The sequence below is a fragment of the Chryseobacterium balustinum genome (genome assembly GCF_900168205.1).
Classification (GTDB): domain Bacteria; phylum Bacteroidota; class Bacteroidia; order Flavobacteriales; family Weeksellaceae; genus Chryseobacterium; species Chryseobacterium balustinum.
Window position 1 is genome coordinate 149,823 of record NZ_FUZE01000002.1, and the last position, 24,880, is coordinate 174,702.

21 protein-coding genes and 2 tRNA genes are annotated in these 24,880 nt (G+C 33.5%); 14 read left to right on the plus strand and 9 right to left on the minus strand.

Features of this window, described 5'->3' with window-relative positions:
* The first annotated feature begins 47 nt into the window (after positions 1-47).
* The 5 genes from rlmB (at position 48) to B5X64_RS04305 (ending at position 6,185) form a co-directional block, all read left to right on the plus strand.
* A complete protein-coding gene (rlmB, locus tag B5X64_RS04285) occupies positions 48-788 on the plus strand; it encodes a 23S rRNA (guanosine(2251)-2'-O)-methyltransferase RlmB (RefSeq protein WP_066681467.1) in 741 nt (246 codons plus the stop codon).
* Between the two features lie 22 nt (positions 789-810).
* Positions 811-1,857, plus strand: coding sequence for a DUF6263 family protein (locus B5X64_RS04290; protein WP_066681419.1), 1,047 nt, complete (start codon positions 811-813; stop codon positions 1,855-1,857).
* Between the two features lie 88 nt (positions 1,858-1,945).
* Positions 1,946-2,173, plus strand: a complete 228-nt coding sequence (locus tag B5X64_RS04295) for a hypothetical protein (protein WP_079464079.1) — start codon at positions 1,946-1,948, stop codon at positions 2,171-2,173.
* A gap of 52 nt (positions 2,174-2,225) precedes the next feature.
* On the plus strand, positions 2,226-4,766 hold the full coding sequence (locus B5X64_RS04300) for a YfhO family protein (RefSeq protein WP_079464080.1): 2,541 nt from the start codon (positions 2,226-2,228) through the stop codon (positions 4,764-4,766).
* Between the two features lie 126 nt (positions 4,767-4,892).
* Positions 4,893-6,185, plus strand: coding sequence for a glycosyltransferase family protein (locus tag B5X64_RS04305; protein ID WP_079464081.1), 1,293 nt, complete (start codon positions 4,893-4,895; stop codon positions 6,183-6,185).
* Positions 6,186-6,234: 49 nt separating this feature from the next.
* Here B5X64_RS04305 and B5X64_RS04310 read toward each other — a convergent pair whose 3' ends face one another.
* On the minus strand, positions 6,235-6,870 hold the full coding sequence (locus tag B5X64_RS04310; RefSeq protein WP_079464082.1) for a hypothetical protein: 636 nt from the start codon (positions 6,868-6,870) through the stop codon (positions 6,235-6,237).
* Positions 6,871-7,024: 154 nt separating this feature from the next.
* Between B5X64_RS04310 and B5X64_RS04315 the strand changes: the two genes are divergently transcribed.
* Positions 7,025-7,987 (plus strand): YpdA family putative bacillithiol disulfide reductase, encoded by a 963-nt coding sequence (locus B5X64_RS04315; RefSeq protein WP_079464083.1) that lies wholly within the window; start codon positions 7,025-7,027, stop codon positions 7,985-7,987.
* A 59-nt stretch (positions 7,988-8,046) separates the two neighbouring features.
* A complete protein-coding gene (locus B5X64_RS04320; RefSeq protein WP_079464084.1) occupies positions 8,047-9,039 on the plus strand; it encodes a S41 family peptidase in 993 nt (330 codons plus the stop codon).
* 5 nt (positions 9,040-9,044) lie between these two features.
* On the opposite strand, the gene B5X64_RS04325 is transcribed toward B5X64_RS04320, so the two are convergent.
* The 5 genes from B5X64_RS04325 to fbp form a co-directional block, all read right to left on the minus strand.
* Positions 9,045-11,075, minus strand: a complete 2,031-nt coding sequence (locus B5X64_RS04325; protein WP_079464085.1) for a TonB-dependent receptor — start codon at positions 11,073-11,075, stop codon at positions 9,045-9,047.
* Between the two features lie 118 nt (positions 11,076-11,193).
* Positions 11,194-12,366 carry an MFS transporter gene (locus B5X64_RS04330; RefSeq protein WP_111944920.1) on the minus strand — a complete coding sequence of 391 codons (1,173 nt, stop codon included), beginning with the start codon at positions 12,364-12,366 and terminating at the stop codon, positions 11,194-11,196.
* Between the two features lie 267 nt (positions 12,367-12,633).
* On the minus strand, positions 12,634-14,307 hold the full coding sequence (locus B5X64_RS04335; RefSeq protein ID WP_079464087.1) for a glutamine--tRNA ligase/YqeY domain fusion protein: 1,674 nt from the start codon (positions 14,305-14,307) through the stop codon (positions 12,634-12,636).
* 239 nt (positions 14,308-14,546) lie between these two features.
* Complete coding sequence (locus B5X64_RS04340) at positions 14,547-15,551, minus strand: o-succinylbenzoate synthase (protein ID WP_079464088.1); 1,005 nt, start codon at positions 15,549-15,551, stop codon at positions 14,547-14,549.
* Positions 15,552-16,568, minus strand: a complete 1,017-nt coding sequence (gene fbp / locus B5X64_RS04345) for a class 1 fructose-bisphosphatase (protein WP_079464089.1) — start codon at positions 16,566-16,568, stop codon at positions 15,552-15,554.
* A gap of 319 nt (positions 16,569-16,887) precedes the next feature.
* Here fbp and B5X64_RS04350 point away from each other — a divergent pair, with 319 nt between their 5' ends.
* The 7 genes from B5X64_RS04350 (at position 16,888) to B5X64_RS04380 (ending at position 22,623) form a co-directional block, all read left to right on the plus strand.
* The gene (locus tag B5X64_RS04350; RefSeq protein WP_079464090.1) at positions 16,888-18,126 is read left to right on the plus strand and encodes an aspartate kinase; all 1,239 of its coding nucleotides are present in this window, start codon (positions 16,888-16,890) and stop codon (positions 18,124-18,126) included.
* 21 nt (positions 18,127-18,147) lie between these two features.
* Positions 18,148-19,989, plus strand: a complete 1,842-nt coding sequence (locus tag B5X64_RS04355) for a lysophospholipid acyltransferase family protein (protein ID WP_079464091.1) — start codon at positions 18,148-18,150, stop codon at positions 19,987-19,989.
* Positions 19,990-20,097: 108 nt separating this feature from the next.
* Positions 20,098-20,170 (plus strand) — tRNA-Phe (locus B5X64_RS04360).
* A gap of 101 nt (positions 20,171-20,271) precedes the next feature.
* Positions 20,272-21,447 carry a thioredoxin family protein gene (locus tag B5X64_RS04365; protein ID WP_079464092.1) on the plus strand — a complete coding sequence of 392 codons (1,176 nt, stop codon included), beginning with the start codon at positions 20,272-20,274 and terminating at the stop codon, positions 21,445-21,447.
* A 9-nt stretch (positions 21,448-21,456) separates the two neighbouring features.
* Entirely contained in the window at positions 21,457-22,107 is a 651-nt protein-coding gene (locus tag B5X64_RS04370) for a DUF3575 domain-containing protein (RefSeq protein ID WP_172459121.1), read from the plus strand.
* Between the two features lie 12 nt (positions 22,108-22,119).
* Positions 22,120-22,326, plus strand: coding sequence for a hypothetical protein (locus B5X64_RS04375; protein WP_066674935.1), 207 nt, complete (start codon positions 22,120-22,122; stop codon positions 22,324-22,326).
* A 224-nt stretch (positions 22,327-22,550) separates the two neighbouring features.
* Positions 22,551-22,623: transfer RNA gene (locus tag B5X64_RS04380), tRNA-Phe, on the plus strand.
* Positions 22,624-22,692: 69 nt separating this feature from the next.
* Here B5X64_RS04380 and B5X64_RS04385 read toward each other — a convergent pair.
* From B5X64_RS04385 to B5X64_RS04395, 3 genes are all read right to left on the minus strand, one after another.
* On the minus strand, positions 22,693-23,304 hold the full coding sequence (locus B5X64_RS04385; RefSeq protein WP_079464093.1) for a DUF417 family protein: 612 nt from the start codon (positions 23,302-23,304) through the stop codon (positions 22,693-22,695).
* Between the two features lie 70 nt (positions 23,305-23,374).
* Positions 23,375-24,250, minus strand: a complete 876-nt coding sequence (locus B5X64_RS04390) for a helix-turn-helix domain-containing protein (protein WP_079464094.1) — start codon at positions 24,248-24,250, stop codon at positions 23,375-23,377.
* Between the two features lie 192 nt (positions 24,251-24,442).
* On the minus strand, positions 24,443-24,874 hold the full coding sequence (locus tag B5X64_RS04395; protein ID WP_079464095.1) for a hypothetical protein: 432 nt from the start codon (positions 24,872-24,874) through the stop codon (positions 24,443-24,445).
* Between the last annotated feature and the right edge of the window lie 6 nt (positions 24,875-24,880).

A 24,880-nucleotide genomic window follows, 5' to 3' on the forward strand; every position in this document is an offset into this window, starting at 1 on the left:
AAAAGTTGACAATTGACCATTCACCATATAATTTTTATGACAAATCAATGAAAGACGATTTTATTTTTGGGCTTCGTCCCGTATTGGAAGCTATTGAAGCTGGAAAAACTATTGACAAAATTTTTGTACAAAATGCATTGCAGGGTGAGATTTACGCTGAACTGAAAGCTATTTTAGCAAAAAATAAAATACGTCCCAACTACGTTCCGGTAGAGAAACTTAACCGTTTTACAAGGAAAAACCACCAAGGTGTAGTGGCTTTTATTTCTGATGTTCCGTTTCACAGAATAGAAAATATTGTTCCTGAATTATTTGAAGAAGGCAAAACGCCATTCATTTTAATTTTAGACAGATTAACTGATGTAAGAAACTTCGGAGCAATTTGCAGAACTGCAGAATGTGTAGGAATTGATGCGATTGTAATTCCTGAAAAAGGAGGAGCACCCGTAAATTCTGATGCGATAAAAACTTCAGCCGGAGCGATGTACAACATTAAAATTTGTAAAGAACCGAATTTGGCTCACGTTGTAGATTTCCTACAGCAAAGTGGAATTGCAGTATTTTCTGCAACCGAAAAGGCACAAAAATTGATATACGACGTTGATTTTACTGCGCCTTGCGCCATTGTAATGGGGAATGAAGAGACCGGAATTTCTAAAGAAGTTCTGCATCATTCAGACGAAAAAATAAAACTTCCGATAGAAGGAAAAACACAATCTTTGAACGTTTCTGTAGCTTGTGGAGCGATTTTATATGAAGCAATGAGACAGAAAATCACAAAAATTTAATTCACCTTTTTAAAATTATTTAATGAAAAACATAGCAGCATTAGCGCTAATCTCAATAGCACTTGTTTCATGTAAAAAGGAAACAGCAACCGTAACCAAAATAGATCCTAAAACAGGAAAAACAATCACTGTAGAAGTTCCTGCAGACTCTGTAAAAGAAGTAAAAGCAGATGCTGCAATCAAAGATTCTGTGGGCGTTTTTAAGCAGACTTTTAAACTTGAAAAAGGAAAAACTTATCCTTTGACAACGTACCAAAGAGATACAAAAACGATGACTGATCCGCAAGGTAAAACCATGACCGGAACCAGCGAATCTACTGACGAAATGAGTTTCACAGTAAATGATATCAAAGGGAATGTTTATGATCTTACCATCAACCTGATTGGAAAGAGAAATTCTCAATCTGCACAAGGAAAAACTGTTATCGTAGATACCAAGCTTCCTCTTCCTAAAGAAGATGATCTGAAAATGATCTGGAATGTGAACAAAGCACTTACCGGAAACAAGCTGAATATGAAGATGGATACGAAAGGAAACGTAATTTCTATCACCGGATTTGAAGCTGTCTACACAAAAATTTCTGATGCGCTTAAAAACATCGTCAAGGATGCTAACCAAAGAGCTAGTGTTGTAGCAAGCCTTAAAGAAAGCTTTAACGAAAAAGTTTTGAAAGATCAGTTTGAAAAAAACCTTTCTGTAATTCCTAAAAAAGGAGCGAAAATCGGTGAAAAATGGAGCACTTCTGAAAGTGCAGATGAAGCAGGAAAAATCAAAGTAACATCAAACTACACATTGAAAAGTGCAGGAAACGGAATTGTAGAAATTTCAATCACTGGCGGAATTCCTAAAAAAGAAGAGAAAAAATCTCAAGGTCCGATGACTCACAGCATGAGCAGTGAATTGTCTCAAAATGGAACGATTAAGTTTGATCAAAATACAGGGTGGATTAACAACCAAAACATCAGTGTAAAAACTACGCAGGTGGAATCTATTTCAGACGGGAAGCAAACTCAGTCTATGAAAAGTGTTTCTAACTCTTCTGTAATGGTAAACCCTTCATCTAAATAAGTTTTAGGGTTTGAGTGTCTGAAAGTTTTAGAACTTGAAATTTTAAAACTTGAAATCTTGAACTTTGAATTATTAAATAAAAAGTAATATGTCTTTTATCAAAGGAATTTTTGAGATCGTTCTCGCAACTATTGTTATTTTTTTTGTCTGGAATATTTTGAAGAGAATTTTCTTTAAAAAGTTTTATAATTTCATGGGCTTCAAACCCAATAACAATCAACAGCAGGAAACCAAAAACTCAAAAACGAATATTGAGCAAAAAGTAAAGTGGGACGCAGAAACTGTGGACTATGAAGAGGTGAAAGAGAAAAGATAATATTATTTTGATTCTCTAAAACACCTAAATTAAAATCTACTTAATAACCGAGATGGCAAAAAACAAAAACTTAATATATATTGCAGTTTCATTAATTGCATTTTTAGTTTTAGCATTTTTATATTCTACTCCTGTTTTTACAGGAAAACAGCTTTTCCAGCATGATATTGTACAGTATCGAGGTGGTGCAAAAGAGTTAATTGATTATCGAAACAATTATGATAAAGAAACTTATTGGAGCGACTCTATGTTTGGTGGAATGCCCACTTACCAGATGGGAAGCCGCTTTGAAGGCGACATTATCAAAAAAGTTGACAGCTATCTGAATATTTTGCCAAGACCGGTTAATTATTTGTTTTTACTGTTCTCAGGGTTTTTCCTTTTAGGAATGGTTGCCGTCCGAAACTGGAAATACGCACTTTTGGGAGCTACTTTTTTTGGGCTCTCTACTTATTTTTACATCATTATTGCAGCCGGACACAACGGAAAAGTAAACACGATAGAATATTTCGCGCCACTTTTAGCCGGAATTTTATTGGTTTATATCAGAAAAAAATACGTCCTCGGATTTATTGTCACTACCCTTTTCTTCGGATTACAGATTGCTGCAAACCATCCGCAAATGACGTATTATCTGTTCTTAGGTTTAGGATTTTTATTTATTTCTGAACTTGTAAGAGCGATAACAAAGAAAGTACCGATGAAACATTTTTTAATTTCATCAGGAATTATAGCTTCTGCTTTAGCAATCGGAGTTGGAATGAATTCCCAGCGAATCATGGCAAACTCCGAATACATTAAAGAAACAGTAAGAGGAAAACAAATTCTGAATACCGAAACCCATACCGCCGGAAATACAGGAATGGACAAAGAAAGTATCTTGATGTGGAGCTACGGGCAGCTGGAAACTTTAAATCTATTTATTCCAAGATTGATGGGAGGCGGAAGCCAGGAACCTGAAGGAAAAGAGATGATGGAAAAAGTACAGCAGCTTGTTCAGGATAATGTAAGTTCACAAGCCGAGTACGACCGAATTTCTAAAGGATTTGGAAGTCTAACGTACTGGGGAGATCAGCCGGGAACTTCCGGACCTGCTTATCAAGGTGCCATTGTTTGTTTCTTAGCACTTTTAGGATTCTTTTTTGCCTCAAAAAAATACCGTTATTGGATTTTAGGTGCTACCATTCTAACTATTTTGTTGGCTTGGGGAAGCAATTTCATGCCGCTTTCAGATTTCTTTATAGAATACGTTCCATTTTACAGCAAATTCAGAGCGCCATCTTCTATTTTAGTTGTTGTGGAATTATTATTTCCATTAATTGCAATTATAGGATTATACAGATTTTTCAATAGTGAAACTTTAGAAGAAGACTACAAAAAGAAAATCCTTACGTATGTTGGAGGTGGAACTTTAGGTTTAACTTTAATTTTGATTGTTTTCGGAAAATCAATTTTAGGTTTTGCCACGGATAACGAAAAAGTTTATTTACCGCCTTTCCTGCTCGATTATTTGGTTGATGAACGTTTCAGTATGTTCAGAACAGATGCTATCAAAGCATTATTATATGTTGGAATTACGGTAGCCGTTTTATTCTTTGCTTTAAAACAAAAACTAAATCAAAACATCGCTTTGGTTATCATTGGATTGGTGAGTTTATTTGATCTTTGGACTGTTAATAAACGTTATTTAAATGACGATAATTATGTAGATAAGATCTTTGCTGAAAACCCTTTCCAAACTGAAGGATCAGATTATTTAGCTGAAAAAGTAGGTGATAATGCCAACTTACAATCGATTTTAGCAAGTATTCCGGTGAATAAGACTTTGGAAACGATTGCTGAAAATGATAAAAAACATTACCGAATTTACAATCAGGTCTTAGGAACTACAAGTGAAACCAACACGTCTTATTTCAAAGCTTCAATCGGAGGTTATCATGCGGTGAAACTGAGACGTTATGATGATTTATTAAATAAATATATCGTACAACCCGACAGCGTAAAAACTCCAAAAATTCTGAATTTACTCAACACCAAGTACATGATCTTTGGTAATCCGGGAGAGCCACAAGTTGTTCCGAATCCTAAAGCCAATGGAAATGCATGGTTTGTAAGTGATCTGAAATTTGTAAATACTCCAGACGAAGAAATTAAATCTCTTGGAGAAATCGACAGTAAAAAAACCGCTGTTATTAATGCTTCTGATAAATCTTATTTCAATAACAAACAGGTTCAGGCAGATTCTACAGCAACGATCAATCTGACAAAATATGAGGCCAATGAACTAGAGTTCAAATCTCAGTCTAAAACTCCGCAATTAGCCGTTTTCTCTGAAATTTATTATCCTCATGGCTGGAAAGTTTTTGTTGATGAAAAAGAAGTCCCATACATCAAAGCCGATTATTTATTGCGTGCAGTACATGTTCCGGCTGGAAATCATCATATCAAAATGATTTTTGAACCACAAGTCATCGAAACCGGAAAATGGATTTCTCTTCTTTGCTTCGGATTATTTATTGCATTGAGTGCTTTCGGAATTTATTGGTTAAATAAAAAGAAAAAAGAGAACGTTGTAATTAAAGAAAAAATCTAATAAGCGAAGCTTAAAAACTTAATATTCTTAACTTCTTAAATTAAATCTTAATGGTAAACAAAACATTGAGGCCTGAATTAAGAAGTTAAGATTTTTAAATTTTATTCCTTTTGAATTCTTAATTTCATGGAAGATAAAAAAATTCTTATTATCACCTATTATTGGCCACCTGCAGGAGGACCAGGAGTTCAGCGATGGCTGAAATTTGCAAAATATCTTCCTGAATTTGGCTGGAAACCGATTATTTATACTCCTGAAAACCCAAGCTATCCTTTATTGGATGAAAGTTTAATGAAAGATGTTCCTGAAGATTTGGAAATCGTAAGAACAAAAATCTGGGAACCATATCAATTGGCAGAAAAACTGAATAAAAGCAATAAAAAATTCAAAGCAGGGCAGTTTGATGTGGGCAGCAATCAAAGTTGGAAATCTAAGCTTTCAATTTGGGTGAGAGGTAATTTTTTCATTCCCGATGCACGCGTTTTTTGGGTTAATCCTTCGACTCAATTTCTTGAGCAATATTTGAAAATCAACAATATTGAGACGATTGTTACTTCAGGACCGCCCCACTCGATGCATTTGATTGGTTTAAATTTAAAAAAGAAATTTCCTAATTTAAAATGGATTGCCGATTTCCGTGATCCGTGGACCGAAATTTCGTATTATAAACATTTAAAATTGACCAACAGATCAGATAAAAAACACCGCCAATTGGAATCTGAAGTTTTTAAAAATGCAGATATCACTTTGGCAACAAGCTATACCGATGCAGAAAACTTCCGTAAAAGCGGAGCGAATGCGTTTTGTATCACCAATGGATTTGATGAAACAGACTCAAACCCTCAAACCCTTCAACCCTCAAACTCTCTAACCCAATTTACACTAAGTTACATCGGTGTTTTAGAACAATTAAGAAATCCTGAAAACCTTTGGAAAGCACTCGATAATTTAGTGAAAACCAATTCAGATTTTGCGGAAAACTTTAACCTAAAATTTGTTGGGAGAATTGATGATAAAATTTTAGAAGTTATTGAGAAATCAAGCTTAAAAGATCATATTCAGAATCTTGGTTACGTTTCGCACGATAAAGCGGTTGATGAAATGGCGAAATCTTCCCTTTTGTTGATCACTAATTTTCCAAATGACTCTTCAAAAGGCATTATTCCTGGAAAAATATTTGAATATTTAGCGACGGGCAAACAAATTATTTCTTTCGGACCCAATGAAGCTGATGTTGCAAAAATTTTAGATGAAACAAAAGCCGGAAAACATTTTGGATACAATGATTCCAAACAAATTGAAGATTTTATTTTAGAAAAATTCGAACTGTGGAAAAATGGAAACCTTTTAGAAAACACTCAAAATATTGAGCAGTTTTCTAGGAAAAATTTAACGAAACAGTTGGTACAAATTCTGTAAACTACCCCATCTTCAACTTCATTGAATCCACCTTCATAAAAGGGGAATTTTAAATCGTCCATTCGTCGTTGATGATAGCGATTACGTAATATTTCCCTTCAAATTCTTCAAACACAAATCGGAGTGCGTTCCAATCCATTCCGCTATATTTTTCAGATCCGGGAATATAATTTTCTGTAAAATTGGTATTTGGATATATTTCTTTTAAATTATTAAGAGAATTACCTGTGCCTAAAAATGTATCAAATGCATAGTCAGATTTTGTGAAATCTTTTTTAAATACCCAATTTTTGAGATATTGCTCAAGAGTTGCTTTATAAATCTCACCCGACCCATCTCTGGAGCCCCAAGTAAAGATAGTTTTTGTAGGCAGATATTTTTCAAAATCTATTTTTGAGAAATGCTTATCTTCATTTCGGTTAACAAAAGCATACATCGAAAATCGCACCCCTTTTTCAGGATGAATATAATTGGCAAAAACATCATAATAACCTACTTTCAGTGCTTGTAAAAGCTCATCATTAGTCTTTTTCAGCGCTACTTCTTTTGAAAACGCTTCTGGTTTTGTATCTGTTCTTTCATTTGATCTTTTCAGATTATCCGTAGAAACTATGGGACTTTTATCTTGTTTTTTTTCACACGATAACGCTGCTAAAAGTAAGATTGCTAAAAAAGATTTTCTCATTATAAAATTTTCGTAAAAAGTTCAAAAGCGGTGCCAGTTTTGAGTTTGAGAGTTTTAATGTTTAATTGAATGAATAGAGTTTAAATATTATAAGTATAGTTTTTGACTTATTACTAAAAGTCTCTTGCTTCAAGCTTTTTTGTATTTTTGTTATATGGAAATTTTAGATATTCTGATTATCGGAGCCGGGCCAATTGGTCTCAACTGCGCACTCGAAGCCAAGAAAAACAACCTGAATTATTTAATTATAGAAAAAGGAACGATTGTAAATTCGCTTTACAATTACCCTTTATACATGAAGTTTTTTTCGACGGCAGATAAGCTTGAAATTGCAGAAATTCCTTTTATCTCGGCTGCACCAAAACCTGGAAGACAGGAAGCGTTGGAATATTATCAGGGAATTGCAAGGCAGAAAAACATCAATATCAACCTTTACGAAAAAGTATTAAAAGTTTCTAAAACCGGAAAAATATTTGAAATTGAAACTTCCAAATCAAAATATACTGCCAAGAACGTCATTATCTCGACCGGATTTTATGATATTCCGAATCTGATGAATATTCCCGGAGAAGATTTGCCTAAAGTAAAGCATTATTATACCGAACCTTATCCTTACGCAAAACAGAAAATCGTAGTGATTGGTTCGAGTAATTCTTCGGTTGATGCCGCTTTGGAAACCTATAGAAAAGGTACTGAAGTAACGATGGTCATTCGAAATTCTGAGATTTCTAACAATGTAAAATATTGGGTGAAACCAGATATTGAAAACAGGATTGCAGAAGGAAGTATTAAAGCTCATTTTAATGCTGAATTGATAGAAATTAAAGAGAAAACGGTTATTTTTAAAGATAAAGAAGGTGAAATTCAGGAAATTGAAAATGATTTTGTTTTGGCAATGACTGGTTATCTTCCCGATTTTTATTTTCTTAAAAATTCCGGTATTGATTTGCAGGGAGAATGTTTAAATCCTATCTACAACCATGAAACCATGGAAACAAATATTGAAAATTTATATTTGGCAGGCGTAGTTTGTGGTGGAAAAGATACTCATCTTTGGTTTATAGAAAATTCAAGAATTCATGCGGAAATGATTATTCGAAACATTCTTTCAACGTAATTATTTTATTATAAGAAATATAACAATATATTCTTACTTTTGAAATATTCAATTTCAATATGAAAAGAAACATCATCTTCGCCTTACTTACCACATTTTTTTCAATTACAATTTCAGCTCAATCGGATAGCATTCGAGTGTATATTACCAAAGCGCTGAAAATTATGAAAAGTAAATCGGTGAATAAATCAAAGCTCAATTGGGATGAAATATTTGATAAAACTCTTGCAGAAGCATCGAAAGCTAAAACGATAAAAGAGACTTATCCCATTATAAAAAATTCTTTAAGTTCATTAAACGATTCTCATTCTAATTTTTATCCCGCAGAAGTGGTAAAAGCCTACACTTTAGGATACAAAGCAACGGGTCAGGAGTTTCCGGTCATTAAAAGTGAAATGCTGGAAAACAGCTATGCTTACATCAGTTTACCAGATATTGGCTCGTTCAATAAAGATGACTGGAACTTGTACATCAATACTTTTTATGCAAAAGTGAATGACTTGCAAAAACGTAAACCTAAAGGCTGGATCATTGATTTGAGAGGAAATTTTGGAGGAATGCTTTATCCGATGTATGCTGCAATAGCTCCTTTTTTAGACGATAAAAATGTAGTCGGGACAAAAGACGCTGAAGGACAAATTGAATATTACAATTACAAAGATGCTAAGTTCTATGAAGGTTCAACAGCTACACAGATGTTCCAATTAACACAAAAAGAGCCAAAATCGGTGAAAAAACCTGTAACAATATTGGTAGATAAAGTGACGGGAAGTTCGGGAGAATTTATTACCGCTGCATTTGTCGGTCAAAAAAATGTAAAAATCATTGGCACAAATACGCAGGGCTTAACCTCGGGAAACCAAGAATATAAGTTATCTGACGGATCTTTCCTTGTTCTTACCACGGGCAATATTGTTGACAGAACAGGAAAAGAATATGCTAAAATTGGTGAAGGAATTCCCCCAAATATCATCATTGAAAAATCAGATGACAAAGCAAAAACGAATGAAACTTATTTGAAAGAGGCATTGAAGTATATTGATGGCAAATAAAAAAATTAAAAATCAACTTTCATTCCCAAAATAAAATTTCTTTTCGCTGCAGGATTATAATATCGGTTTCCAAATGCATTGATATCAAAACCTGAAACATAATCTTCATTATATAAATTCTGAACTTGCAGATATAAATTCACTCTTGTTTTCTCAAAATCTACCGGAAATCTGAATTGAATATTTCCAATTAAATTTGATTTCGAATAAACAGAATTCGCATCATTCAAAGGTATTTTTGAAGTATAAAAATGAGAATAATCAACATAAAGTTTTTTGAAAAAAGTAAAATTAAGCAAACTGTTTATCGTCGTTCTTGGAACTCCCGTTACATCATTTCCTGAAAAGTCATTTTGATTTTGCTGATAATTTTTAAATTTAAAATCATAAAAACTTCCTGAAAATCTGAATTTCAACTGGCTGAAAAAATCATTTTTAAGATCAATGTTTTTAGATTCTAACAAAAATTCAAAACCTTTCTGAACAGTTTTCCCTGAGTTGACAAAATATTCCTGTCCGGCTTCGTTTTGTCTTCTTACAATTGCATCATTGAGTCGAAAATCAAAATAGTTTGCTTCCACAAAAAAGGAATTTACAAACTGCTTTCGAATTCCCACTTCTTTGTTCCAACCAAATTCCGGATTGAGATTGACATTAAATTGCTGGTTTGAAGAACGAATTTCTTCATTGGTGGGTGCTGAATTTCCTTTTCCGATTTTCCCTCTAACCGAAAAACCTTTTTCTAAAAGATAGGTTACTCCAAAATTAGGAAGCCATTGATTTTTAAAATGTATATTTCCGTTTTCTGTTCGTGGATAAAGCCTTTCCCAATCGTAAGAATTTGAATTTAAACTTACCGAAATATCGCTAAAAAATTTTTCATTCATATTTAATTTCTGCGACAGAAAATAAAATCCTGAAGTGTTTTTAATCTGATCAAAATTTTGTGGATTGCCTTCAAAACCTTTGTTATTATCATAATTTTTAACGAAAATATCATTAATTCCACCTTCAAAACCGAATCGGTAGGCTAATGAAATTTTATCCCACATTTTCTCATAATTAAAATGGGTTCTTACCGCAAAATTCTTTTCAAAACGGTTTTCAAAATTGGTAATAAACGGATTTTCAAAATCTACGTAAGAGCCCTGAACTAAAATGAAATGCGAAAAATTATGATTAAATTGATATTCATTCGAAAGCCCCGCAAGAATCATTTTATTGCGAATTCCTGCGTTCTGTTCCGAAGCATCCGGAAGTGTTGCAGTTCCCGGTCGGGCTTGCTTTCTGTCAATATTCATCTGCTCCAAAGTCAGTCCGCCCGGAGTTTGATAATCAAGATCCGAATACATCAACATTCCTTTTAAAATTCCCTTTTCTGAATATTGAAAATTATCTTTTATAAAGATTTGCTTTCTCTTTACTTTCGACTGTTCACGATAAGAATCGGTTTGATAATAATTTTGAAAAACTTCCAAAAAATGTTTCCCGATTTGTTTAGAAAAATTTAAACTCTGGTTAAACGTTCCATAACTTCCAGTTGACAAATTTGCTGATAAATTGTCTGAATATTTTGTTTTTAAAAGCACTGTTCCGCCAGTTACAGCTCCATAATCACCACTTTCAGGACCTTTATAAATCTCCATTCGATCAATCAATTCTGGAGAAATCACATTAAAATAAGTATTTCCGGAAGCATCTGACAAAATGAAATCATCCAGATAAACCTTTACATTCCGAACTCCAAAAGGTGAGCGTAAAGTGCTTCCACGAAGCGAAATTCTGTAACTTCCGGGGGAACGTTCTTCCATTCTTGCTCCTGCAATTTGATTGATCGATTCCAGCATTCTTTCCGGTGTATTTTGATTGAGTAAATTTTCTGAAACTACCGAAACTGATTTTGTGGAAGCTATAAAAGTGGTTGGCTTTTTATAAGCATCAATTTTTACTTCTGAAATTAAGTTGACAGAATCTTTTTTCTGAGACAGTAAAAATGTTGCGGACAGGGTTGAAAGAAGAAAATATATTTTTGTCATTGTGCAATGCAAAGCAAAAATTATACTGTTTTGTGTTTATTTAAAATTAATGTTTTGTGAATTAATCAAAAAAAAAGAAAGCTGCAAATCTGCAACTTTCTTATATCATTTAAAATATTTAGTCAACAATTTCCTTGTTGTCTTTAATCATCCATGGAACAATAAAGTAGAATGCAATGGCAATCAAGGTTGCCAAAACTCCGGTACCAACCCATAAAACGGCAAATCCTAGTTTTTCAGCAATCAAAGTTCCCAAATATGGGGTCACAATAAATGCGATTGAAAAAGAAATTCCATTCAAACCCATATAGGCACCTTTGTTGTTTTTACCTGACCTTAAAGCGGTGATGGTCGACATAAAAGGCAATGCCCAAATCTCACCAATCGACAATAAAGTCATTGAAATTACTAAAGTGATAATACTGTAATCGAAGCCCAACATCGCATAAGAAAGCCCACAAATGAAGGTTCCTAAAAACATGGTTCTAGCTAAGCTCAGATATTTTTCGGCAATCTGAACCAATCCCATTTCTAATAACACAACTATAAATCCGCTGTACCCTAATAAATAACCGATATTTTGCTGACTTAATTGTGCAGTATCTTTATAAAAAATTGTCAACGTACTGAATAGCTGGAAAAAACAGATTGAAAAAAGCATACACAAGAAGCAGTAAATCAAGAATTTGCTATCTCGATATGGCGAATTTTCTTTTTTAATCTCAATCGCTTCTTTCACTTTTCTTGCTCTCAGTTTTGCCAGTTTATTTCTTTTTCGAAAGAAAACAATGTATAAAATCCCGGCCAATAAAGCTGCTAAAGCATTTGAAAAAAACAAAAACTCATAAGAAATTGCCGATAAAATTCCACCTAAAGCTGGACCGATAGAGAATCCTAAATTGACCGCCATTCGGTTTAATGAAAATGCTCTTGTAATATTTTCCGGTTTCGCATATTTGGTAATCGCAACTGAATTTGCCGGACGAAATGAATCGCTGACAATACTTTGAATCAAAATAATAGCAGCAACTCCCACTTCTGTTTTAAAGAGTGGAATTAAACAAAAAAGTGGAACACTCAGTAACAAACTCAGGTATTGAACTTTGTATTCTCCAATTTTATCGGTAATAAATCCGCCCAACCAAGAACCGATTACAGAACCGATTCCGAAAAAGCTAAGCACAATTCCTGTATGTTCTATACTGAATTTTAAATGAGCCGTCATATAAACTCCCAAAAACGGGAGCACCATCGAACCTGCACGGTTGATGAGCATTACCAAAGCAAGCATCCAGCTTTCCTGCGAAAGCCCTTTGAATGAGTTGGTGTATAATTGTATTAATTTCACAATTTCTAATTTTAATATTTGATTTTTAACGCTATAAGCGCTATTATTTTTTTAAACAATCTTTGTTTTTAGGCCTGCAAGGACGTTTCATTCTCTTGGTATCTTGTAATGTTTTGATGAGATTGCTTCATCTCTTCGATGATTGCAATGACAAAAAACAGGGCTTAAAAAATTAAGCCCTGTTTCATTTATATCAATATAAATAAATTTTTACTCCGGCTTATAAGAGTCTTTTAAAGTCACCGTTCTATTGAATACAAAATTTGTATCTGTAGAATCCTGATCTTTCGTAAAGTAGCCAATTCTCTGGAACTGAAGTGGTTCTCCCACTGCAACATCCTTTAAACTAGGCTCAGCAAATCCTTGAATTGTATTGACAGATTCAGGATTAATGAAATTCAAGAAATCTACATCTTTCTCAGCATCAGGCTGTTCCACCGTAAATAATTTCTCGTAATTTCTTACTTCCACAGGAATTGCATGCTGCGCAGAAACCCAGTGAATGGTACCTTTTACTTTTCTTAAACTTTCTTCAGTTCCGCTTCCAGACTTTGATTTTTCGTCATAAGTAGCGTAAATGGTTGTAATCTCACCATTTTCATCCTTTTCTACTCTTTCACCTTTAATGATGTAAGCAGATTTTAAACGGACTTCACCACCCAGTCTTAATCTAAAGAATTTATTACCCGCTTCTTCCTTGAAGTCTTCACGCTCAATATATAATTCTCTAGAGAAAGGAATTTCTCTTGTTCCTGCATCTTCCTGCTCATTATTATTTTCGGTAACCAGCCATTCTTCCTGACCTTCAGGGTAGTTTTCAATCACTAATTTAATAGGATCAACGACCGCCATTACACGTTTAGCTACTTTATTTAGATCTTCACGAACACAGAAATCTAATAATTGAATTTCAATTAAATTCTCTCTTTTTGCAACCCCTACTTTATCAATAAAGTTTCTAATTGCATTAGCCGTGAAGCCTTTTCTCCTCATTCCGGAAATCGTAGGCATCCTAGGATCATCCCAACCGTTGACTACATTTTCAGCAATCAGTCTTTGTAGTTTTCTTTTGGAAGTAATCATGTAAGAAACGTTCATCCTTGCAAACTCTCTTTGCTTGTTTTTCACCTTCCCTTCTTCATAAACCTGGTCTAAATACCAATTGTAAAGAGGTCTGTGGTTTTCAAACTCTAAAGAGCATAGCGAGTGCGAAATTTGCTCAATATAATCAGATTCACCATGAGCCCAATCGTACATTGGATAAATTTTCCAGTCTGTACCTGTTCTGTGGTGAGGTTTATTTAAAATTCTGTACATCACAGGATCACGCATATTCATATTCGGTGAAACCATGTCAATTTTTGCACGAAGAGACATTGAACCACTTTCGAATTCACCGTTTTTCATCTTTTCGAATAAATCTAAAGACTCTTCAACAGGACGATTTCTGAATGGAGATTCTATTCCCGGTTCTGCAGGATTTTTTCTTTGCTCAGTAATAACTTCAGACGGCTGCTCATCAACGTAAGCTTTTCCTTCTTTGATCAGCTGTACTGCCCAATCGTAAAGCTGCTGGAAGTAATCGGATGCATACAAAACTTTATCCCATTTGAAACCCAACCATTCAACGTCTTTCATGATAGAATCTACGAATTCCTGCTCTTCTTTTTCAGGGTTCGTATCGTCGAAACGAAGGTTTACGGGAGCATTGTATTTTTCACCCAAACCGAAGTTGATGCAGATTGCTTTTGTATGACCTACATGCAGATAACCGTTTGGTTCAGGCGGAAAACGGAAACGGAGTTGATCATTTGCTAGACCGTTTGCCAAATCATCTTCTATAATTTGCTCAATAAAATTGAGTGATTTTTTTTCTTCTTCCATTAAAATTCGCTTTAAGAGTCGTATTATGCGACAATTTGCAAATTTAGGAAAATTTCAGGGTTTATGAAAATGATAAATTTTAAAAATAAATTCACATAAAATTGATTTTTTTTTCGGACATTTACATCACCAACAGTTAACATAATATCAATCATGGAAAAATTAAAAAAACAATTTGCTGACATTCTTAAGTCAATTAAGAAAGCAATTTTTGTAAATGGCGTGGTTTAATCAAACGATTAACCTTTAAAGAAGAGCTGCTCTCCATTTAGATGCAGGCTACTTTCAAAATTATTAGTAAACAAACTTCCGGTTCCTAAACCTTGAGGCATTTGACTTCCTTTTGTAAAAGTATATTGGGCAATTGCATTCAACCCAATATTACTTTCCAAAGCAGAAGTAACCCACCATCCAATATTTCGCTGCACAACTAGAGATATCCACTCATCCGAACCTGAAAATCCTCCTACTAAAGCCGGTTTCAAAATAATATATTGTGGTTTTATTTGGTCTAAAAGTATTTTCTTTTCATTGAAATCAATAATCCCTATCAGCTCTTCGTCAAGAGCAATTGGAGTTGGTGTCTCTGCACACAAGTCTGCCATATCGTTCCAACTGCCAGCTTTTATGGGTTGCTCGATGGAATGAATGTGTAAGTCTGAAAGCTGTTGCAATACAATTTTAGCTTCTTTTTTAGAAAATCCGCCATTGGCATCAACTCTCAATTCTAGTGTATCTTTTGAAAACTTTTGTCTTAATTTTTGAAGAATCCTATGTTCTGATTTCCAGTCAACACCAATTTTTAATTTAATACAATGAAAGCCCTGTTCAAGTTTTTCCAGGATTTGTTCTTCCATAAAATCTACATCGCCCATCCAGATTAAACCATTAATCATCATTGAGCGCTGTTCTTTTGTAAATTCACTTGGAAAATAGAGTTTTCCGCCGTGTTTTAAATTTAGCAAAGCCTGCTCGTACCCGAACCAAATCGATGGAAACTCTTTTAATTCTTCTTTTAAAAATTCAGAATCCTGGTGAATGTTTTCACAAAGCCACAGCAATTTTTCTTCATAATCTGGTCGGTCATCATAGCTTAGCCCTCTGAATATTGCGCACTCTCCTATTCCTTTATTTTCATTTTGAAAAACTTCGAGAATGTAGGTTTCTTTTTCAAGCAAAACGCCACGAGATGTTCCACTCGGGCGTTTAAATTTTAATAAATATTTGTAATATTTTGCTATCATTTATTTTACGCTGTCGATTCGCATAAATTCTTCAGCTTTTTCTACCATATCTACACTTCCTGCAAAGAAAGGTATTCTTTGGTGAAGCTCGGTAGGCTCAACCTCCATAATTCTTCTAAAACCATCTGTAGCCTTTCCACCAGCTTGTTCAGCCAAAAACGCCATAGGATTACATTCGTATAATAATCTTAATTTCCCGTTAGGTGATTGCCCATATGAAGGATAGATATAAATTCCTCCTTTCAACATATTTCTGTGGAAATCTGCTACTAATGAACCAATATATCTGGAAGTGTATGGTCTATCACCTTCTTCCATCTGACAATATTTAAGGTAATTTTTAACTCCTTGCGGAAATTTAATATAATTACCTTCATTGATAGAATAAATTTTACCCGTTTTTGGGAATGTCATATTAGGATGAGAAAGATAATAAGTTCCCAGAGAAGGATCTAAAGTAAACCCGTTTACACCGTTACCTGTCGTATAAACAATCATAGTAGAAGATCCGTAAATAACATATCCTGCAGCAATCTGATTAATTCCTTTCTGTAAGAAATCTTCTAACTGCACCGGAGTTCCGGGCTCTGTAACTCTTCTGTAAATTGAGAAAATTGTTCCTACAGAAACATTCACATCAATATTTGAAGACCCATCTAAAGGATCGATTAGAACTACATATTTGCTTAAATGTCCGTTTTCTCCACATTTAATATCAATAAAATCGTCATTTTCTTCTGAAGCGATTCCACAAACAACTTCTCTTTGAGAAAGCGCCGTGATAAATATATCATTTGCAATTACATCAAGCTTTTGCTGCTCTTCGCCCTGAATATTCTGATTTCCAGCTGCACCCGTGATATCTACGATTCCTGCCTTATTTACCTCTCTATTTACTACTTTGGATGCCAGTCTTATAGCACTTAGAAGACGCGAAAATTCACCAGTGGAATACTGAAAATCTTCCTGCTTATCAATTAAAAATTCTCCTAGAGTCTGTAATGGTTGATCTGACATTTTTATGTTTTTACTTTACTGCCAAATTTCGGAAATTTTATCACATTAAAAAATATTTTCTTATAAAAGAGCTTAAACACTATTAATCAACACCATATCAAACAAATCATCCCATATATGGCATAATTTATTAACACTGTACATTCCCAAATCATGCCCTTAAACAGCAAATATATCTTATATTTTACCTCAATTTTAATTAAATCTTAATTCAATCCACGTTCAACGCTATTTCATATCTCACCGTAATTGCATAATTTTGACATCCGAAAAAAAATTCAATGTTTTAATATCTAACAATTTTATTCTTAACAATTTAATGAAAATTTTCAAGTTTGGAGGTGCATCAGTGAAAGATGCCGAAAGTGTAAAAAATGTATCTATGGTTCTTAGCAGCCAGGGTTTTGAAAAATGTCTACTTGTAATTTCAGCAATGGGTAAAACTACCAATGAGCTGGAAAAAGTAGTAGAATTATATTTCAAAAAAGACAACTATCAAACTGAAATAGAGAAAATAAAACAGAAACACATTGAAATAGCTAAGGGGCTTTTCTCGGAAAATCATGCAGTTTTTGCAGAAATCAATCTGTTTTTTGATGATATTGTTTCTTTTTTAAGAAGAAATAAATCTCCCAATTATAATTTTGTCTACGACCAGGTTGTAAGTTGCGGAGAAATGATTTCTACTAAAATTGTAAGTGAATATCTAAATGACATACAATTTACCAATCAATGGCTCGATGCAAGAGACTACATAAAAACAGATGATTCTTATAGAGACGGTGTTGTAAACTGGCAAAAAACGGAGGAATTCATATCGAATTTAAATCCTGATATTTGCTATGTAACTCAAGGTTTCATCGGTTCTGATGACAATAATTTCACCGTAACCTTAGGAAGAGAAGGTTCAGATTACTCAGGAGCAATTTTTGCATATTGCCTTAATGCAACCGCAATGACGATTTGGAAAGACGTTCCGGGAGTGATGACGGGAGACCCAAGAATCTTTAAGGATGTTACACTTTTATCTAATATTTCTTACGAAGAGGCTATAGAAATGGCTTATTTTGGAGCGAGTGTTATCCATCCAAAAACATTGCAACCTCTTCAGCAAAAAAACATTCCTTTTTATGTAAAATCTTTTGTAGACCCTACAAAAGAAGGAACTAAAGTAGGCGATTCTGAAAAAAATCAAAGCGAAGAATCTTATATTTTAAAAGACAATCAAACGTTGCTTAAAATTTCTACACGAGATTTCTCTTTCATTGCAGAAGACCACATGAGCTTAATTTTCAATAATTTAGCTAAATACAAAATCAAAGTTTCTTTGATGCAGAATTCTGCAATCTCTTTGGCGTTGTGTCTTGAGGATAAATTCCTTAAAATTGAGGAGCTTAATAATGAGCTTCAGAAAATTTTTAAAACAGATGTCATAAAAAATGTATCTTTATTTACTGTAAGAAATGCAAAAATGGAGAACATCGACAAATTTTACCAAGAAAAAAGTGTATTATTGGAACAGATTTCTAAGAATACGCTTCAAATGGTAACACTATAAATAAATTCTGAGTAAACACACATGAGCTTAATATCGAAAAATGATTTAATCAAAGCTTCCGGCTTGCATAAAATAGGATTCCTCAAGAATCCTGTGGCATCTGCTGTAATGAGCATTGCAAAAATAAATGAAGTCAACAGACTTTATGATAAGCTGAAAGACAAAGAGGGTAAAGATTTTTTCGATTCTTTCGTAAGAGAGAGAAACTTGAGCTATATTGCTTTTGAAGAAGACTTAGCAAAAATACCCAAAACGGGTCCTTTCATTTTGGTATCTAATCATCCACTTGGTGCGATTGATGGTATTTTGATGTGCAAAATTCTTTCAGAAGTTCGCCCGGATTTTAAGGTAATGGGAAATTTTCTTTTAGAAAAAATAAAACCCATGGAACCTTTTGTAATTGCCGTAAATCCTTTTGAAGGAAGAAAAGAAATACGAAATAGTGCAACCGGAATGCGAGAGACGCTAAAGCATCTGGAGAATGGTGGCTGTGTAGGAATTTTTCCTGCAGGAGAAGTTTCAAATAAAAACAATACTTACGGAGAAATTCTAGACAGAGAATGGGAAAAACCGGCTTTAAAGCTGATAAAAATGGCAAAAGTACCAGTTGTTCCTATGTATTTTCATGCTAAAAACAGTACTCTTTTTTATCAGGTAGCCAAGATTCATCCTAATTTACAAACCATTATGCTTCCTGCGGAAATGATGAATGACCGCGAAAAACCAATCCGCATCAGAATAGGAAAACCTATTACGGTAAAGGTGATGGATGAGATGGAAAATATTGAGGAACTGGGAGAATTTTTGAAACGTAAGGTTTATATGATGAAATCTTATTATGAAAAAAGAAAATCTCTAGCTCAAGCTATTAATCTCAAAAATTTATATGTAAAATTTCCTTTATTAAGAGAGGAAAACATTGTTCAGAACATCATTGACGAAACTCCGAAGGAAGATATCATAAAAGACATCTCTAAGCTTCGTGGAACCGATAAAATGCTATTTAGTAACGGTAATTACGAAATTTATTTTACACCTTACGAAGAAATCCCTTCGGTAATGAGGGAAATTGGAAGACAAAGAGAGCTTACTTTCCGTGCCGTGGGTGAAGGAAGTAATCTGCCTTTTGACCTTGATGAATATGACAAACATTATCATCACTTATTTCTGTGGGACAATGCCGCAGAAAAATTAGCCGGTGCTTACAGAATGGCTCTAGGGAAAGATGTGATGAAAAAATTTGGAATTAAAGGCTTTTATACAAGTTCTCTTTTTGAATTTGAACAAGATATTCATCCGTTTTTCAAAAAAGTAATTGAGATGGGTCGTGCTTATATCTGTGAAGAATATCAACAGAAACCTCTTCCCTTATTCCTTTTATGGCGTGGAATTGTACATGTTTGCTTAAGAAACCCGGATCATAAGTTCCTGATGGGAGGTGTAAGTATATCTAATAAATTTTCAGAATTTTCTAAATCTTTGATGATTGAGTTTATGCGATCCAATTATTACGATTCTGCTGTAGCTCAATACATTACCCCACGTAATGATTTTAAAGTAAAACTCAGAGATCGTGATAAACATCTTTTTCTGGATGAAATGGAATCTGATTTAAACAAATTAGATAAAATAATCGATGACCTTGAACCAGAGTTGAGAATGCCTGTTTTGATAAAAAAATACATCAAGCAAAATGCAAAAGTTATTGCCTTTAATGTAGATCCTAACTTTAATGATGCCATTGACGGATTGATGTATATCAGAATTAGCGATCTTCCCGAAAGTACGATTAAGCCTGTTTTAGAAGAAATGAGTGAGCAAATAAGAAAAGAGCAAGAAAATAATCAAACTGATAATCAGTAGGTTTTAATTTATTAGCAAAAAAGTTCGATTAATACTTGCTTCATATGCGAAAACTTCCTACTTTTGCATCACTTTAAAACAACGAAGTAAATCATACAATCATATAATGGTTTCTTAGCTCAGTTGGTAGAGCAATGGATTGAAAATCCATGTGTCCCTGGTTCGATTCCTGGAGAAACCACAAAACCACCTTTTACAGGTGGTTTTTTGGTTTTACAAAAGTTTCGCTATTCATATAAAATCAAAATTAAGTATCTTCGCTTTTTTAAATTTATAATTAAAATGAAAAAGATTATCTCCGGATTATTTATTTTTATCACTATTTTTATTTTAGCTCAAGACGAAATTAAATTTCATGACATCCCTTTCAAGGATCTTGTTGCTAAGGCAAAAAAGGAAAATAAACTTGTATTCATCGATGCATACGCCTCTTGGTGTGGACCATGTAAAATGATGGAAAAAAATATTTTCACCAAAAAATCTGTCGGTGATTTTTACAATAAAAACTTTGTAAATGCTAGAATCGACATGGAAAAAGGTGAGGGACGAGAAATTGCTCAAAAATTCGGCGTACGCTCTTACCCTACCTACTTGTTTTTGAATGGTGATGGCGAATTGGTTTCGCAGAACTATGGCTATATGGAAGAAGGTTTATTTTTGGCAATGGCACAAGAAATAAACTCTCCAAATAACAAAAAAGGTTCTTTGAAAGAACGTTTTGCTAACGGAGAAAAAGACAAAGATTTTTTGATTAATATCATGAAACTCAATTCAAGTTCAGATTATGAATTTGCTAAAAAAGCTTCCGAGAGATATTTTGAAAACAAAAAAAGCAACGAAGAGTTCACAAAAGATGATGCCGGGCTTTTATTTTACTTTCTGAAATCCTCAGAAGACTCAAATTATAAAACTTTTATTGCAAGAAAAACTGAAATCTTAAAGTTTTTACCTGAAGAAAATTATAATGAATTTAACAACCAACTTGTGCTAGGTAAAGTGGTTGAAGAATCTATTGATGATAAAAATAAAAAAATCAATGATGCCTATTTTCTGAAAATCGCAGAACCATTAGTGGGAAAAGAAGCTGCTATGGCAAAGCTTAATCAGACCAAACTAGCATACTACGAACAAAATGCTAATTTCCCGGAATACGAAAAAGCGGCTTTAGATTACTATAAACACTCAGATTCATTTGAACCGAATGAACTGTTAAAAGCAGCTTGGATATTCTCAGACCATATCAAAAACATCTCTTCTTTGAAGAAAGCCGCAGAATGGGCTGAAAAATCTGTTATGCGTACTGAAACGTCAGAGAATACGTATATTTTAGCTAAAATTTATTTTAATTTAGGGAATAAAGATTTAGCCAAAAACTTTGCCGAAATGTCTAAAAACATTGCTACTCAATCTGGTAAAGATGCCAATTTAGCTCAGACATTATTAAATCAAATTAAATAAATTTACATTTTGAAGTACAAAATTTTTATCGCAGTTTTAGGTATATTTTCAGGAATGAATATTAATGCACAGGAGAATCAGAAGCAAGAAATCAACCAGGAATCTGAGAAAAAACTTTATGTAAAAGGAAATGCATTACTCATTCCTATTGGCGTAATCAACGCAGGAGTAGAATACCAACTCAATAATAAATTCACTTTGCAAGGTGATGTTTTAGTATCTCCCTGGAAGTCTTTTTCCGGTCATGAGCTACAATATTATTCAGCGTCAATAGAGGGAAGGTACTATTTCAAAGAAGCATTTGACGGATGGTATTTAGGGGCAAATATCGGAGTATCATCTTTCGTCTTGCAAAAATGGAATTACTGGAATGATGATCCATATCCAAGTAAAAATGAAGAAAATGTAATTTTCACAAAATCAAATCTTTATCAAAAGGGATATTCATTTTTAGCCGGAATTACTGCAGGCTACCAATTCAAATTATCCGATAATTGGAGAATGGATTTATATGGTACAATAGGAACTTCGCAGGATTTTTACAAAGGGTATGATAGAGTATCAGGAAAAAGATATGATGAAAAACCTCATAGCTATAACAGAAGCGGTGAAATACTGCCTTACAGAGGAGGTGTAATGATTTCTTATAGATTAAAATAATATTAAAACAACATGAAACTACTCGGAAGAAACCACATCATCATATCCATCATTACTTTTACGATACTTTTTCTAATGAATTATCTAGGGAATGAAGAAGCTGATAAAATGGAACGTGCGTTAATGACTGCTTTCGCAGGTGTTATTGGCTTATCAATCGGACTTTTTATTCTGAATAAAGGAAAGAACGATAAGAATCCGCCGCAGAACTTTGATTAGTTCTTTAATCATCCGTTGTAAATTTACCATCCATGTGAAAACATTAAAAAATATTGAAATAAAAGCAAAATACAATTGATTGATAATCAAATAAAAAATTAAAAAAGCCAATTAAATTAGTATAAAATCATATTTAATTAGGCTAAAAACTTGCACTACATTAAAAAAAAACATATTTTTGCACCCAGTTAAAACAACGAAGTCAATCACACTTAAGATACAATGGTTTCTTAGCTCAGTTGGTAGAGCAATGGATTGAAAATCCATGTGTCCCTGGTTCGATTCCTGGAGAAACCACAAAACCACCTTTTACAGGTGGTTTTTTTATGCATTAATTTTTATTTGTTTAGAACGGTTTCTACATTTTCAATTATCTATTTTCTGTAGAATTCTTTTTGCGGCTTCAGAAGCGACTATAAGACCTCCTGCCAACATGATAATATCTTTTATCACTAATCTTCCGGCTCCTGATAAATAAGGGAAACCATAATGTGGTGTTGGAAAATCTCCGCCCAAATTAGGCACATACACTTCAGGCGTTGTAATAAGGAACGAAAGGGTAACTAATGACATTCCAGCTGTTAAAAAACCTCCCCAGAAGCCAACTTTAGGAAACCAGATGCCTAATAGCACTAAAATCCCAATCATTATAATAACCAATCCTAATCCGTAGGAAAAGATATAGGTATTATTTTGCGTATGCCAGTCTACATTCTTCTGAACTGTTTTACCTTCCGGATTCTTATAAAGCTTGTATTCTGCTACTTCTTTACCTTTTTCGTTGATAGCCTTATTACCGCTGTACTTATAAAAGAAACTCATAAAAGGACTATTACTAACAAATGGAACAATTCCGTCTGCTTCATAAGGGAAAGCTTTTAGCCCACCAATCCAGGCCATCACTATAAAAATAGCAATACGCATAAAGTTGATAAATCTGTTTTGAGAGCTTACAAATAATTTAAGAAATTTTTCCATTTTTAGTAACTTTTAAATCACTTCAAAAGTACAATCGAATTTCTTTCTTAAAAATGGACAAATGTGGATATTACATAGATTTTTCAGCTACAATAGATATACCTACTTCCCCACGAAAAGTCTTTGGAGACACTCCGACAGCTTTTTTAAAATATCTGCTGAAATAAAATTCATCTTCAAAACCTAGTTCTGCAGAAATCTCTTTGATGCTTTTATAAGTGAGATGAAGAAGTTTTTTAGATTCTAATATCAACCGTTCCTGAATGAGCTTTGAGGGAGTTTTCCCATAATGCTTCTTCACTTTTTTACTAAATGCATTCACAGATAAACCATATTGCTCTGCGTAAAAAGAAACTGATTTTGATGAAAATACATAGGTATCAAGCATCGCGCTTACATTTAAAACATCAGATTTATTAGTCGTTGTTTCAATATGTTTATTTTCAATCTGTTTTTCCCTGCTGCATAGAGCAAGAATAAGCTGAAGATATGATTTCACAATAGATAAATCATAATCTGTTACCGTATTTTCAAAAGCATCAATCTTATCAAAAAGCATCATCATTTCATCAAAAAAATCATTATTAATAGAGATATAAGGTTTATCATAGATGTTATTAAATAATATTCCATTGCATGCAACTTCCGCTTTGTGATATTCAATACAATAAAAATCACCATGAAATTGTAAGAAACGAATATTTCTCAAATTTCCGGACTCCCATTTTAAAAGCTGATACGGTGATAAAAAAAGTACATATTTTCCATTGATATTATATTCATTAAAATCTAACAAAAAAGAGGCGCTTCCATCAATTATGGCAATAGAATAATTGGGAACATAGGTACGAACCTCATCTTCAACACTAAAATTAATATCAGCTGAGGCTTTCAAAGTTTTCAATTGTTGCTCTCTATCAATAATTTTGGTCTCTAGTCCTGGCATCAGTTGTTAATGAGTTTAATGGTGTAAAAATTAAATACCCTGTAAATATGTTCATTTTAAACAAATAAAGAAACATAAAAATACTGATTAAAAACAACATCGCAAGAAGTAATCAATATCTAAAAATCATTCTTTAGGTTTAGTTATTAATAACAATTAGCTACAATTTCTTGTAGCTAATTGTATAAAACATTATGAATTTTCTTTTAAAAATTGCTGATAGTTCCCTTCACTTTCAAAATAAGCTACTTCATTGTTATTGCCAATAACCACAATATAAGCATCAGCTTTACTTATTTTTTTCAATGAATGCGGGTCGGTAGCGTAACGAGCACTTTCATCTTTCGGAATTTTTTCTTTGCACATATTGCAGCAACCATAGTACATTTTTCCTTCAAACGGAACTTCAATTTGTTCTTTTCCCATGTAGGCATCATTCACCATGCATACCATATTGTTGGGTACATTTTTTCCTTTTTCAGGATTATTTTTTTGAACTATTTCTTTGGCAACTGCTTTATTTTCTGCTACTACAGCTTTTATTTCTGTCTTTTTGCTTTCACAACTTGTGACAAGTACCGCAGCCAATGCTACGATACTTAGTGTTTTAAGAATTATTTTCATTTTTAA